The organism is Pseudomonas sp. S2_F07 (genome assembly GCF_054668325.1).
This window is the reverse complement of record NZ_CP162758.1, coordinates 5,188,183-5,202,106: the sequence shown is the minus strand read 5'-3', so window position 1 is coordinate 5,202,106 and position 13,924 is coordinate 5,188,183. Positions and strand designations below refer to the sequence as shown.

The following is a 13,924-nucleotide window of genomic DNA, read 5'->3' as shown; positions in this document are numbered from 1 at the left end:
CGCTTCGATCAGATATCAGCGTCAGCCAGGTCGTCTTCGGTCTCTTTGACCGCAGAAGCTTTGGCGTCTGCTACCGACGAAGGGGACAGCAGCTTGTCACGCAGTTGCTTCTCCAGCTTTGCCGCGACTTCCGGGTTATCCGCCAGGAACTTGGCCGAGTTGGCCTTGCCCTGACCGATCTTGGTGCCTTCATAGGCATACCAGGCACCGGACTTCTCGACGAAACCGTGCAGAACACCCAAGTCGATCATCTCGCCGTTGAGGTAGATGCCCTTGCCGTAAAGAATCTGGAACTCGGCCTGACGGAACGGCGAAGCCACTTTGTTCTTCACAACCTTGACGCGGGTTTCGCTACCGACGACCTCATCACCTTCCTTCACCGCGCCGGTACGACGGATGTCCAGACGAACCGATGCGTAGAACTTCAGTGCGTTACCACCGGTGGTGGTTTCCGGGCTACCGAACATCACGCCGATTTTCATACGGATCTGGTTGATGAAAATCACCAGGCAATTGGCGTTCTTGATGTTACCGGTGATTTTACGTAGCGCCTGGGACATCAGACGGGCTTGCAGGCCCACGTGCATGTCACCCATTTCGCCTTCGATTTCAGCCTTTGGCACCAGGGCAGCCACGGAGTCGACGATGATCACGTCAACCGCGTTGGAACGCACCAACATGTCGGTGATTTCCAGGGCCTGCTCGCCGGTGTCCGGCTGGGAAACCAGCAGGTCGTCGACGTTGACGCCCAGCTTGCCGGCGTACTCAGGGTCGAGGGCGTGTTCGGCGTCGACGAATGCGCAGGTCGCGCCGGCTTTTTGAGCCTGGGCGATCACGGACAAGGTCAGCGTGGTTTTACCGGAAGATTCAGGACCGTAGATTTCAACAATGCGACCTTTTGGCAGGCCGCCGATGCCGAGAGCGATGTCCAGACCCAGAGAGCCAGTGGAGATGGCCGGGATCGCCTGACGGTCCTGATCGCCCATACGCATTACGGCACCCTTGCCGAATTGACGTTCGATCTGACCCAGGGCCGCAGCCAAGGCTTTCTTCTTGTTGTCGTCCATTAAAGTCCTCACGTAATCAATAAGGCCTGACGGCCAACACCTGTATAAGTAGCCAGTATTATTCCACAGCGATTCCGGATCGCCTACCCCTGATTTGAGATTTCTGCCGCGGCATACCGCAGCAGCCCCTCTAGCGCGGCCTTCACCGTTTGTCGGCGGACGTCGTCACGATTACCCGGGAAGTGCTGCCGTTCACAGAACACCTGGTCTCCGACGCCCCAGGCCAGCCACACCGTGCCAACCGGCTTGTTCGCCGTTCCACCATCGGGACCGGCGATGCCACTGACCGCCACGGAGAAATACGCGCTGTTTTTTTTCTGCGCCCCCCGGACCATGGCCTCGACCACCTCGCGACTGACCGCGCCCACGGTGGTGAACAACTCCACCGGGACATCCAGTTGCAGGGTTTTCTGCCGGTTGGAGTAGGTGACATAACCGGCCTCGAACCAGGCCGAACTCCCGGGGATACGGGTGATTGCCTCGGCGATGCCGCCGCCGGTGCAGGACTCCGCCGTGGTGACGTGGGCATTGAGAACCTGCAGGCGTCTGCCGAGTTCGGCGGCGAGCTGGGTGATTTCGTTCACGGTCATCTCCTGATCGGGCGGGATGAGGTTAACCGTACACGAGCAGACCGCACTTGCAAGCGACAGGACCGATCAAAATGTAAAGAACCAGAGGCTCTGGAAAAGGCCTGTCGGGGAATCAATCTTCGACGTCACCGGACGGAAGATGTCCGATCCCCATACGCTTGGCCATCCAGCGCTCATACAACCCTAGAACCACGTCTGTACCGGCCATCGCCGCTAAACAACCACCCGCACAGGCAGCCCAGATGGAAACATTGGCGGCATGCAGCAGCATGATGACCGAGGCGCCGCAGATCATGCTGGAGCCAGACCGCAGGCCCAGGCGTCGGACAAGGGGCCAGCCACGAACGCCCTCTTTATCGGCACGCCACATTTCACCGGTAACGCCACCAAGTATTGGCAGACTGATGAGCAGCCACAGAGGCATGTCCAGCAATGCATATTGCTCAACGGTCATTTCATGCCTCCTTGAGTGAACGGTCACTCCGCGTTCTTGAATAGACAGGCAAGCAGATTATGCATTGATGCATAATCAGTCAATGCATTAACGCATTGAAAGATGATCCGATGTTTTCAGCACGCGAAAAAAAACCGCTCGGGAAGCGGTTTTTATCTGAGCGCAAGGGCGTTAGCGAGCGTACATGCCCCACCAGAAGACATGGCCGAGGATAACAATCGGCTCCTCCTGGACTTCCTGAAAGGTGTAGTCCTCGTCCGGATGCTCGTCACGATTGAAGCTGCGCAAGCGAATACCGGTCGGCAGGCGATACAGCTGCTTCACCCGCAATTGGCCGTTGTGATTGATTGCATAAAGGTCGCCGTCAACGATATCGCCAATGCCGCACTTGCCGGCATTGACCCCGACCGTGGCGCCGTCGCGCAGTACCGGCAACATGCTGTTGCCCCGCACTGTCACGCATTTGGCCTGGTCGAACTGCACACCGTTATGGCGCAGGCTTCGCTTGCCAAAGCGCAGGCTAGAGCGCTCGCTTTCTTCGATGACGAATCTTCCTGATCCCGCGGCCAATTCAACCTCGCGAAGAAAGGGGACCGACACCTCGTCGTCATCGACAGGGGTATCGTCATCCCACAGACTTATATCCTTGAGTTCCGAATGCACTGGAGCGCGCCCGGCATTAGCGGCAGACGAGACGTCCGCGCGGCCACGCAACTGGTCGGTGCTCAAGGAGAAATACTCGGCGATCTTCGAAATATGTCTATCCGAAGGATCGACGATCTTCCCGCTGAGAATGCGCGAGAGCGTGGATTGAGGCACGCCGGTGCGACGGTGAAGCTCCGTGGGGGAGATCCCGTGCTGATCGAGCAATGCTCTTAATACGGTAGACACGTTGCGTTTTTGCATATCTCGCATAGTGCTTACTCTTCTCGATGAAGACAATGCCGATTTGCATAATCGATACATATCACGTTTTTTGCATCGTAAAAGATGTCACCCGGCCGTGGCGCCTGCGTCGGGCAGACCGCCCATGGTAACCTTGCGCCCATCGCGGAAAAGCCCGGCCATTGCCCCGCTTTTGCCCCACCTCTTTCAACGAGCTTCCTGACAATCCGATGAATAAAGCCGTCTCCGACCTGTCCTCCCACACCCCCATGATGCAGCAGTACTGGCGCCTGAAAAACCAGCACCCGGACCAGCTGATGTTCTACCGCATGGGCGACTTCTACGAGATCTTCTATGAAGACGCGAAGAAAGCCGCCAAGTTGCTGGACATCACCCTGACCGCCCGTGGACAGTCGGCTGGCCAGGCGATTCCGATGTGCGGGATTCCTTACCACGCCGCCGAGGGTTACCTGGCAAAACTGGTGAAGCTTGGCGAATCGGTGGTGATCTGCGAGCAGGTCGGCGACCCGGCCACCAGCAAAGGGCCAGTGGAGCGGCAGGTCGTGCGCATCATCACACCGGGGACGGTGAGTGACGAGGCGCTGCTCGACGAGCGTCGGGACAACCTGATCGCTGCAGTCCTGGGTGATGAGCGCCTGTTCGGCCTGGCGGTGCTGGACATCACCAGCGGTAACTTCAGCGTGCTGGAAATCAAGGGCTGGGAAAACCTGCTGGCGGAACTGGAGCGGGTCAACCCGGTGGAGCTGCTGATCCCGGATGACTGGCCCAAGGACTTGCCGGCGGAAAAACGTCGCGGTGTGCGTCGCCGCGCGCCGTGGGATTTCGAACGCGACTCGGCGCTCAAAAGCCTGTGCCAGCAATTCTCGACTCAGGATCTCAAGGGCTTCGGCTGCGAAAACCTGACCCTGGCCATCGGCGCCGCCGGTTGCCTGCTGGCCTACGCCAAGGAAACCCAACGCACCGCCCTGCCCCATTTGCGCAGCCTGCGTCATGAGCGCCTGGACGACACCGTGGTGCTCGATGGCGCCAGCCGTCGCAACCTGGAGCTCGACACCAACCTGGCCGGCGGCCGCGACAACACCCTGCAATCGGTGGTGGACCGCTGCCAGACCGCCATGGGCAGTCGCCTGCTGACCCGCTGGCTGAATCGCCCGTTGCGCGACTTGACGGTGCTGTTGGCGCGTCAGAGCTCGATCACTTGCCTGCTCGACAGTTACCGCTTCGAAAGGCTGCAACCGCAGCTCAAGGAAATCGGCGACATCGAGCGGATTCTTGCGCGGATCGGCCTGCGCAATGCCCGCCCCCGCGACCTCGCCCGCTTGCGCGACGCCCTCGGCGCCCTGCCAGAACTGCAAGTGGCAATGACGGAGCTTGAAGCCCCGCACCTCCAGCAACTCGCCACCATCACCAGCACCTACCCGGAACTGGCGGCACTGCTGGAAAAAGCCATCATCGACAACCCGCCCGCCGTCATTCGTGATGGCGGCGTGTTGAAAACCGGCTACGACAGCGAACTCGACGATTTGCAGTCGCTGAGCGAAAACGCCGGGCAATTCCTGATCGACCTCGAGGCACGGGAAAAGGCTCGCACCGGCCTGTCGCACCTGAAGGTCGGCTATAACCGCATCCACGGTTACTTCATCGAGCTGCCAAGCAAGCAGGCGGAATCGGCACCGGCCGACTACATTCGCCGCCAGACGCTCAAAGGCGCCGAGCGTTTCATTACGCCGGAACTCAAGGCGTTCGAAGACAAGGCACTATCAGCCAAGAGCCGCGCCCTGGCCCGCGAGAAGATGCTCTACGAAGCGTTGCTCGAAGACCTGATCAGCCAGCTGCCACCGTTGCAGGACACCGCCGGCGCCCTGGCCGAGCTGGATGTCTTGAGCAACCTGGCCGAACGAGCACTGAACCTCGACTTGAACTGCCCGCGCTTCGTCAGCGAGCCGTGCATGCGCATCACCCAGGGTCGTCACCCGGTGGTCGAACAAGTGCTGACCACGCCATTCGTGGCCAACGATCTGAGCCTGGACGACAACACCCGCATGCTGGTGATCACCGGTCCGAACATGGGCGGTAAATCCACCTACATGCGCCAGACCGCCTTGATCGTGCTCCTGGCGCACATCGGCAGCTTCGTGCCGGCAGCCAGTTGCGAATTGTCGCTGGTCGACCGCATCTTCACCCGGATCGGTTCCAGCGATGACCTGGCCGGCGGGCGTTCGACCTTCATGGTGGAAATGAGCGAAACCGCGAACATCCTGCACAACGCCACCGAGCGCAGCCTGGTGCTGATGGACGAAGTCGGGCGCGGCACCAGCACCTTCGACGGTCTGTCCCTGGCATGGGCGGCGGCCGAGCGCCTGGCGCACCTGCGTGCCTACACGCTGTTCGCCACCCACTACTTTGAACTGACCGTCCTGCCGGAAGCCCAGCCGTTGGTGGCCAACGTGCACCTCAATGCCACCGAGCACAACGAACGCATCGTGTTCCTGCACCACGTGCTGCCCGGGCCGGCCAGCCAGAGTTATGGCCTGGCCGTTGCGCAACTGGCAGGCGTACCGAGCGAGGTCATCACCCGTGCTCGCGAGCATTTGAGCCGCCTGGAAGACACCGCCCTGCCCCATGAAACACCGGCACCGGCCAAGGGCAAACCAGCGGCTCCGCAGCAAAGCGATCTGTTTGCCAGCCTGCCGCACCCGGTGCTGGATGACCTGGCCAAGCTCGACCTGGACAACATGACGCCACGTCGTGCTCTCGAAATGCTCTATACACTAAAGACACGGATCTAACGCAGCGGCTTGCAAGCTGTTAGAATCTCGCGCGGTTTGGGATGCTGCTGGCTAATAGCCTGGCCAGCAGACTATCGCTCCCGAACCTGGCGACCCCTACGAGAAGGGGCGCAGCAAGCCGCGCCTGAGGAGAAAATTAGAAATGACCTTCGTCGTCACCGACAACTGCATCAAGTGCAAGTACACCGACTGCGTAGAAGTCTGTCCGGTGGACTGCTTTTACGAAGGCCCGAATTTCCTGGTGATTCACCCGGATGAGTGCATCGATTGCGCGCTGTGCGAACCTGAATGCCCTGCCGTGGCTATCTTCTCCGAAGATGAGGTTCCGGCCGGCATGGAAAACTTCATCGAGCTGAACGCTGAGTTGGCCGATATCTGGCCAAACATCACCGAGAAGAAAGATTCGATGCCTGATGCAGAAGAGTTTGATCGCGTCATCAACAAATCTGTAGGCAGCAAGCTCAAAGACCTCGAGCGCTGATTACCCCCCGCGTTCTCTGAAAAGGCCCCACAAGGGCCTTTTTGCTTTTCTGCAGGCAAAAAAAGGGGCGGTTTGACCCGCCCACATTTTTTCCCTATTCCCTGTGTTCCTTTTCATCGTCCTGATGAATCGCGTCCTGCGATATCCATATCCCTCATCCTTGAAGGACGTGTCTGTCCATCGACACAACCTCAATACTAGAGTGTTCCCCTGCGGGATCAATGGCCCCTTGGCGCGAATTCCAACTGTCACACGTCATTAATAATAAAAAATAGTTATATAAATCAAAAAGATGAACACACAAAACGTTCAACATGGACGATTGCCAGGGTGTAAAAATAACGAACACTTACGCAAGTGTAAGCCTGGGCTTACAGCACGAAACCAAAATTCCGAGAGGATTCGGTCTTCTGCTCAGGCAATAAAAACCCCCGAACCAGTCGGGGGTTTCATTGCCTGAGCAGTGAGTGCCTTATTGGAACAGCGACTCGCTCGACAGACCATTTTTTTCCAGGATCTCGCGTAGCCGCTTCAAGCCTTCCACCTGAATCTGTCTGACCCGCTCGCGGGTCAGGCCGATTTCCAGGCCTACGTCTTCAAGGGTGCTGCTTTCATGACCGCGCAGGCCAAAGCGGCGTATGACCACTTCGCGTTGCTTGTCGGTCAGTTCCGAGAGCCATTGATCGATGCTCTGGGACAGGTCATCGTCCTGCAACAGTTCGCATGGATCGGTTGGACGGTCGTCAGTCAGGGTATCGAGCAGGGTTTTATCCGAATCCGGACCCAGCGAGACGTCGACCGAAGAAACCCGTTCGTTAAGGCCGAGCATGCGCTTGACCTCTCCCACCGGTTTTTCCAGCAGGTTGGCGATTTCTTCGGGTGAGGGTTCATGGTCGAGTTTTTGCGTCAGCTCCCGCGCGGCCCGCAGGTACACATTCAGCTCCTTGACCACATGGATCGGCAGCCGGATGGTCCGGGTCTGATTCATGATTGCGCGCTCGATGGTCTGGCGAATCCACCAGGTCGCGTAGGTCGAGAAGCGGAAACCGCGTTCCGGATCGAACTTCTCCACCGCCCGGATCAAGCCGAGGTTGCCCTCTTCGATCAGGTCCAGCAGCGACAGCCCACGATTGACGTAACGCCGGGCGATTTTCACCACCAGCCGCAGGTTACTTTCAATCATGCGTTTGCGCCCGGCCGGATCGCCACTTTGCGACAGGCGCGCAAAATGAACTTCTTCTTCGGGTGATAGCAGGGGAGAGAAACCAATTTCATTGAGATACAGCTGCGTGGCATCAAGTGCCCGCGTGTAGTCAATGTACTTGTGTTGTTTCAAGGATGCGGAGTGTTTGGATTTGGCACGAACGGAAGGTGGAGCCGCCCCTTCATCATTCGACATCGAATCCGTATCGATGCTGCTCTCCATCAGGAGAACCTCATCGTCGATGTCAAACTCCGGCACTTCTTTACTGAGAGCCATTGTTATAGTCCTTTGGTGAGTTCGACCTCAAGCTCAAGCGGCGCCTTTATCCCTGGCAACGCTGGAGCCTGTCCCCTCTACGCGACGGAACAGGCTGGTAAGCGATCAACGACGTGGCAGGAATTGCAGCGGATCTACAGGTTTACCTTGGCGGCGAATCTCAAAATGCAGTTTCACCCGGTCTGTACCCGTTGACCCCATTTCGGCAATTGTCTGTCCGACCTTGACCTGCTGCCCCTCCCGAACCAACAACCTGCGGTTATGTCCGTAGGCACTGACGTAGGTTTCACTGTGTTTGATGATTACTAATTCGCCGTAGCCCCTTAAGCCACTCCCGGCGTATACCACCGTCCCATCAGACGCAGCTAAAACAGGCTGTCCCAAATCTCCGGCGATATCAATTCCTTTATTCAAACTACCGTTTGAAGAGAATTTTCCAATCAGAATGCCATTAGATGGCCATCCCCAGCCGGTCGGGGCTGGCCCGGGAGGGGGCAACGGAGCGGGTGCAGGCTTGCTCGCGACGGACGGTACAACCGTCGTGGTGCTGGTGGTCGTACCGTTTGCCGAACGACGGATGACCGTGGTTTTACTCGACGACGAAGGTGTTGAGCTGGACGAACTGACCACCGCCGTCGACGTTGAATCGGTACGACCATCAAAGCGAATCGTCTGACCCGGGCGGATGGTGTAAGGCGCGGGAATGTTGTTGCGTGCCGCCAGGGCCTTGTAGTCCCAGCCGTAACGGAAGGCAATGGAAAACAGGGTGTCCTTGGGCCGAACCACGTATTGTCCGGTGGTCACGGCCGGACGCTGGGTTGCGGCGTTGTTGCGGTCGACGACACGAACATCGCTGGACTTGTTGCTGGAACAACCGACCAGCAACGTGCTCAAGACAAGGCCAGTCACCAGGCGCTGAAAGCTCGTTTTACTCATACGCTGCGCAATGACTGTGAGACTCACCCGCCGCTCCCTCTGTGGTGGCTGAAAATGTGAAATACCGGAGTCCGGTAATGAACTGTCGCAAGTATAACGGGCCGTGCCCGCTTTACCTTTAATGTGGCGAATCGGTGTCGCGCACACGTTTGCTGCCTGACGATGAATCCCGTTTAACACAACGATGCCGCTGTAAGACAAAGGCAATCGAAGAGAATTCAGCGTGCCGAAACAAATGCTCAGGCCAGTGGCCCATTGAGCAATGGCACGAAGCGCACAGCCCCCAGGACATGCCTGGAAAAACCTTGTTCCTCGCGGATGATCAGCATCAATTGCTGGACTTCGCCGGCCCCGACCGGGATCACCATCCGGCCTCCCGGTGCCAACTGGTCAAGCAGTGCCTGGGGCACATCGGTCGCCACTGCGGTGACGATAATCCCGTTGTACGGTGCCAGTGCCGGCCAGCCCTCCCAGCCATCGCCCCAGCGGAACACCACGTTGCGCAGGTTCAGTTCGACCAGACGTTCCTTTGCCCGATCCTGCAGAACCTTGATACGCTCGACCGAGAACACACGCTCGACCAGTTGCGACAGCACCGCCGTCTGATAACCCGACCCGGTACCGATCTCCAGCACCTTGTCGAGGGGACCGGCCTCCAGCAGCAGCTCGCTCATGCGCGCCACCATATAAGGCTGGGAGATGGTCTGGTTGTTGCCAATCGGCAGCGCGGTGTCTTCATAGGCACGGTGCGCCAGCGCTTCGTCGACGAACAGATGGCGCGGGGTCCGGCGAATGACCTCCAGCACCCTGGCGTTGGAGATGCCTTCTTCGTACAGGCGCTGGATCAGCCGCTCCCGAGTTCGCTGGGAGGTCATGCCGATGCCGCGGCGCAGCATATCGTCTTGTTCGCGACCCATCAGCGCAACCCCCTCCAGCCAGCCGTCCAGACTTCTGAAGGCATCATTGAAGGTGCGATCCAGTTGCAGCGGCGTGATCGAAACATAACCCTGCATCACTGCATGGAAATCGGTACCCGGGCCGCCATCTTCGGCATCCCCGGCCGCGGCGATCCAATAACCGGACTTGCCCCGCGGATCCACCACTTTCATCGGTGCCGCGGCTCGGGCGCGATGGCCCAGGCGAGTCAGCTGGATACCGCGGATACGGTCCAGCGGCAAATTGGGAATGTTCACGTTCAGTACCGTACGCGGTGGCAGATCCAGATCAGCATGGGCTTCAACCAGTTTGCGCGCGAAATGGGCAGCCGTGGGAAGGTTATCTACCTGGCGTGAGACCAGCGAAAAGGCAAAGGAAGGATGTTTCAGGAAACGCCCCTCAAGGGCCGCCGCCACTGTACCGGAATACAGGACATCGTCCCCCAGGTTCGCGCCCAGGTTGATACCGGAAACCACCATGTCCGCTTCGCGCTCCAGCAGGCCGTTGAGGCCCAGGTGCACACAATCGGTTGGCGTGCCATTGAGGCTGATAAAGCCGTTGGCCAGGATTTGCGGGTGCAACGGACGGTCGAGCGTCAGCGAACTGCTGGCGCCGCTCTTGTCCTGGTCCGGGGCGATAACCACGCACTCGGTGTAATCCGCCAGCGCAGCATAAAGCGCGGCGAGACCGGGTGCTGTTACCCCATCGTCGTTAGAAATCAGAATACGCATGGGCTGTCCGTCTGCCCCACCGGCACCAGATCAACAAGCTCGCGCACCAATACGGTGGCGAAGCATCCGGCCGGCAGGACGAATTCCAGTTGCAGAATGTCCAGCGAGGGATAATGCCACGTCAACCCGCCAATGGGCAGCCGCAGGATGCGACGTTCGTGGCTCATTCCGGCGTTGATCAACCAGTCACGCAAATCCGCTTCGCGTGCGGCGATGGCCTGCTCCAGTTCATGGACAACGCCCGTGGCCGGCGAGTCACCTTCGCCCCACTGCGGACCGGTCGGATGCAGATCGAGAATCGCCAGGCGCGGGTCGCTGCACTCGGCTTCGCCTGCCGGGAAAAAGCTGCGGCTGTCGGTGAACGCCAGCAGATCGCCCACCTGGGCACGCTGCCAGGTGCCATCGGCAACTCGTGCGGCCAGCACCTGATTGAACAGAAAACTGCGCGCCGTGGAGAGCAGACGCGAGCGCACGTTGCGCTGCTCCGGCAAGGCCTTGCGCGCGGCCCAGGCGCGAGCATCGATGACGTTGCCGCCGTCATGACCGAAACGCTGGGCGCCGAAATAATTGGGGATGCCTTGTTTGGCGATCAATTGCAGACGCTCTTCAAGCGCGACCTTGTCGCCGGAAAATTGCGTCAGGCGCAACGTAAAACCATTGGCCGAGTGGGCACCGCGTTGCAGTTTGCGCTTGTGGCGGGCGGTCTTGAGGATCTTCAGCGTATCGTTTTCTGCCGCTGACAGATCAGGGTCGGCCTTGCCTGGCAGTTGCACGCTGAACCACTGGCGAGTCAACGCCTGACGGTCCTTGAGCCCGGCATAACTGACGGTGCGCAATGGCACGCCGGCAGCCTTGGCAATCCGTCGCGCCGCTTCTTCAGTATTGAGGCCGCGCTTTTCCACCCAGATCCACAGGTGTTCGCCTTCGCCGCTGAGGGGAATGTCGAGGACTTCGTCGACCTGGAAATCTTCCGCGATCGCTTTCAGGACCGCCGTGCCGAGGGCCTCACCGTAAGCCCGCGGGCCGAGCAATTGCAGTTCGTTCATGCGCGCAGCAACAAGGCAACGGAGTGCACGGCAATGCCTTCTTCGCGACCGACAAAGCCGAGCTTTTCGGTGGTGGTAGCTTTCACGTTCACTTGATCCAACTCTACTTGAAGATCCGCGGCAATCAGCGCGCGCATCGATTCGATATGCGGGGCCATTTTCGGCGCCTGGGCGACGATGGTGTTATCGACGTTACCGACTTTCCAGCCTTTGGCATGAACCAGTGCGACGACGTGACGCAACAGCGCACGGCTGTCGGCACCCTTGAATTTCGGGTCGGTATCCGGGAAATGCTTGCCGATGTCGCCCAGTGCCGCGGCGCCAAGCAAGGCATCGCTCAAGGCGTGCAGGAGGACGTCACCGTCAGAGTGAGCGAGCAGTCCGAAGCTGTGTGCAATGCGCACGCCGCCCAGAGTGATGAAATCGCCTTCAGCGAAACGGTGCACATCATAGCCGTGGCCAATACGCATAAAAAAACGCCCCGATTTTTGTCAGGGCGTGATTCTACCTGCATTAGCCAACCAGAGCATGCGCGTGATGCCGCAAGTGCTCATCGATGAAACTGGCAATGAAGAAATAGCTGTGGTCGTAGCCCGGTTGCAGACGCAACGTCAATGGGTGACCCGCCTGTTTGGCCGCCTGCTGCAAGGCTTCCGGCTTGAGCTGGTTAGCGAGGAAATCGTCGCGATCACCCTGGTCGACCAACAGCGGCAGCTTTTCATCGACCTCGGCAATCAACGCGCAGGCATCCCATTCGCGCCATTTCGAACGGTCCTCTCCCAGAAAGCGGGAGAAGGCCTTCTGCCCCCACGGGCAATCCATCGGATTGTTGATCGGCGAGAACGCCGACACCGACTGATAACGCCCCGGATTGCGCAAGGCACAGACCAGCGCACCGTGGCCGCCCATGGAATGTCCGCTGATACCGCGCTTGTCCGACGCAGGGAAATGGGCTTCGACCAATGTCGGCAATTCCTGCACGACATAGTCATGCATCCGATAATGCCGCGACCACGGTTCCTGGGTGGCATTCAGGTAAAAACCGGCGCCGAGGCCAAAGTCCCAGGCGCCATCCGGATCGCCCGGCACTTCAGGACCGCGAGGGCTGGTATCCGGTGCGACGATGATCAGCCCCAGCTCGGCGGCCATGCGCATGGCGCCGGCCTTTTGCATGAAGTTCTCATCGGTACAGGTCAGGCCGGACAACCAGTACAGCACCGGCAGCTTGCCGCCCTGCTCCGCCTGCGGCGGCAGGTACACGGCAAACACCATGTCGCAGCCGAGCACTTCCGAGCGATGGCGATAGCGCTTGTGCCAGCCGCCGAAGCTTTTCTGGCAGGAGATGTTTTCCAGGCTCATGGCGGACCTCAGAAATGGATGACGGAGCGGATGCTTTTTCCTTCGTGCATCAGGTCAAACGCCTTGTTGATATCTTCCAGGCCCATGGTGTGGGTGATGAAGGTATCCAGCGGAATCTCACCGGTCTCGGCCATCTCCACATAGCTTGGCAACTCGGTACGGCCGCGCACACCGCCGAACGCCGAACCCCGCCAGACGCGACCGGTGACCAACTGGAACGGACGGGTCGAGATTTCCTGGCCGGCACCGGCAACGCCGATGATGACCGACTCGCCCCAGCCCTTGTGGCAGCACTCCAGTGCCGCGCGCATCAGCTGCACATTGCCGATGCACTCGAAGGAAAAATCGACCCCGCCATCAGTCATGTCGACGATGACTTCCTGGATCGGACGATCGAAGTCTTTCGGGTTCACGCAGTCGGTTGCGCCCAGCTGTTTGGCGATCTCGAATTTGGCCGGGTTTATGTCGATGGCGATGATGCGGGCAGCCTTGGCTTTTACGGCGCCGATGACAGCCGACAGACCGATGCCGCCGAGGCCGAAAATGGCCACGGTATCACCCGGTTTCACCTTGGCGGTGTTGAGCACTGCACCAATGCCGGTGGTGACGCCGCAGCCCAGCAGGCAGACTTTTTCCAGCGGTGCTTGCTTGGCAATTTTCGCCACGGAAATTTCCGGCAGCACGGTGTACTCCGAAAAAGTGGAAGTGCCCATGTAATGGAAAATCGGCTGGCCCTTGTAGGAAAAACGCGAAGTGCCGTCCGGCATCAGGCCTTTGCCCTGGGTCGCGCGAATCGCCTGGCAGAGGTTGGTTTTACCCGACAGGCAGAATTTGCACTGACGGCATTCCGGGGTGTACAGCGGGATCACATGATCGCCGACCGCAACGGAGGTCACGCCCTCGCCAATCGCTTCCACGATCGCACCACCTTCGTGGCCGAGAATTGACGGAAAAATGCCTTCCGGATCTGCGCCTGACAATGTGTAGGCATCGGTATGGCAAACACCGGAGGCCACCACGCGCAGCAAGACTTCGCCGGCCTTGGGCATGGCGACATCGACTTCAACGATTTCAAGGGGCTTCTTGGCCTCGAAGGCAACGGCGGCGCGCGACTTGATCATGATGACTCTCCAGTGAATAAAAACGAGA

13 protein-coding genes and 1 pseudogene are annotated in these 13,924 nt (G+C 59.2%); 2 read left to right on the top strand and 12 right to left on the bottom strand.

Translation table 11 applies throughout. The annotated features are described in order from the left end of the window. Window positions 1–8: 8 nt before the first annotated feature. The 4 genes from recA to AB4O40_RS23485 form a co-directional block, all read right to left on the bottom strand. Window positions 9–1,067, bottom strand: a complete 1,059-nt coding sequence (recA, locus tag AB4O40_RS23500) for a recombinase RecA (protein WP_046041172.1) — start codon at window positions 1,065–1,067, stop codon at window positions 9–11. 83 nt (window positions 1,068–1,150) lie between these two features. Next, on the bottom strand, window positions 1,151–1,651 hold the full coding sequence (locus tag AB4O40_RS23495; protein WP_056722269.1) for a CinA family protein: 501 nt from the start codon (window positions 1,649–1,651) through the stop codon (window positions 1,151–1,153). 118 nt (window positions 1,652–1,769) lie between these two features. Next, window positions 1,770–2,111 carry a phage holin family protein gene (locus AB4O40_RS23490; protein ID WP_056720923.1) on the bottom strand — a complete coding sequence of 114 codons (342 nt, stop codon included), beginning with the start codon at window positions 2,109–2,111 and terminating at the stop codon, window positions 1,770–1,772. 171 nt (window positions 2,112–2,282) lie between these two features. Beyond that, on the bottom strand, window positions 2,283–3,017 hold the full coding sequence (locus AB4O40_RS23485) for a LexA family transcriptional regulator (RefSeq protein ID WP_056722271.1): 735 nt from the start codon (window positions 3,015–3,017) through the stop codon (window positions 2,283–2,285). A 209-nt stretch (window positions 3,018–3,226) separates the two neighbouring features. Between AB4O40_RS23485 and mutS the strand changes: the two genes are divergently transcribed. Next, window positions 3,227–5,806 carry a DNA mismatch repair protein MutS gene (gene mutS, locus AB4O40_RS23480; RefSeq protein ID WP_056720925.1) on the top strand — a complete coding sequence of 860 codons (2,580 nt, stop codon included), beginning with the start codon at window positions 3,227–3,229 and terminating at the stop codon, window positions 5,804–5,806. A 142-nt stretch (window positions 5,807–5,948) separates the two neighbouring features. After that, complete coding sequence (gene fdxA / locus AB4O40_RS23475; RefSeq protein WP_056720928.1) at window positions 5,949–6,287, top strand: ferredoxin FdxA; 339 nt, start codon at window positions 5,949–5,951, stop codon at window positions 6,285–6,287. A gap of 472 nt (window positions 6,288–6,759) precedes the next feature. On the opposite strand, the gene rpoS is transcribed toward fdxA, so the two are convergent. The 8 genes and pseudogenes from rpoS to AB4O40_RS23435 form a co-directional block, all read right to left on the bottom strand. Further along, window positions 6,760–7,767 carry an RNA polymerase sigma factor RpoS gene (rpoS, locus tag AB4O40_RS23470; protein WP_056720931.1) on the bottom strand — a complete coding sequence of 336 codons (1,008 nt, stop codon included), beginning with the start codon at window positions 7,765–7,767 and terminating at the stop codon, window positions 6,760–6,762. 105 nt (window positions 7,768–7,872) lie between these two features. Then, window positions 7,873–8,730, bottom strand: coding sequence for a peptidoglycan DD-metalloendopeptidase family protein (locus AB4O40_RS23465; RefSeq protein WP_082562880.1), 858 nt, complete (start codon window positions 8,728–8,730; stop codon window positions 7,873–7,875). 212 nt (window positions 8,731–8,942) lie between these two features. Continuing rightward, the gene (locus tag AB4O40_RS23460) at window positions 8,943–9,578 is read right to left on the bottom strand and encodes a protein-L-isoaspartate(D-aspartate) O-methyltransferase (protein WP_172435346.1); all 636 of its coding nucleotides are present in this window, start codon (window positions 9,576–9,578) and stop codon (window positions 8,943–8,945) included. Between the two features lie 48 nt (window positions 9,579–9,626). Continuing rightward, window positions 9,627–10,370 (bottom strand): annotated as a pseudogene (gene surE, locus AB4O40_RS23455) (5'/3'-nucleotidase SurE); the annotation flags it as partial. After that, window positions 10,358–11,416, bottom strand: coding sequence for a tRNA pseudouridine(13) synthase TruD (truD, locus tag AB4O40_RS23450; RefSeq protein ID WP_056720940.1), 1,059 nt, complete (start codon window positions 11,414–11,416; stop codon window positions 10,358–10,360). The gene truD and the pseudogene surE, both read right to left, overlap by 13 nt. Next, a complete protein-coding gene (gene ispF, locus AB4O40_RS23445; RefSeq protein WP_056720941.1) occupies window positions 11,413–11,886 on the bottom strand; it encodes a 2-C-methyl-D-erythritol 2,4-cyclodiphosphate synthase in 474 nt (157 codons plus the stop codon). Before ispF ends, truD begins: the two co-directional genes overlap by 4 nt. 43 nt (window positions 11,887–11,929) lie before the next feature. Continuing rightward, entirely contained in the window at window positions 11,930–12,775 is an 846-nt protein-coding gene (gene fghA / locus AB4O40_RS23440; protein WP_056720943.1) for an S-formylglutathione hydrolase, read from the bottom strand. An 8-nt stretch (window positions 12,776–12,783) separates the two neighbouring features. Next, window positions 12,784–13,896, bottom strand: a complete 1,113-nt coding sequence (locus tag AB4O40_RS23435; RefSeq protein ID WP_056720945.1) for an S-(hydroxymethyl)glutathione dehydrogenase/class III alcohol dehydrogenase — start codon at window positions 13,894–13,896, stop codon at window positions 12,784–12,786. Window positions 13,897–13,924: the final 28 nt, after the last annotated feature.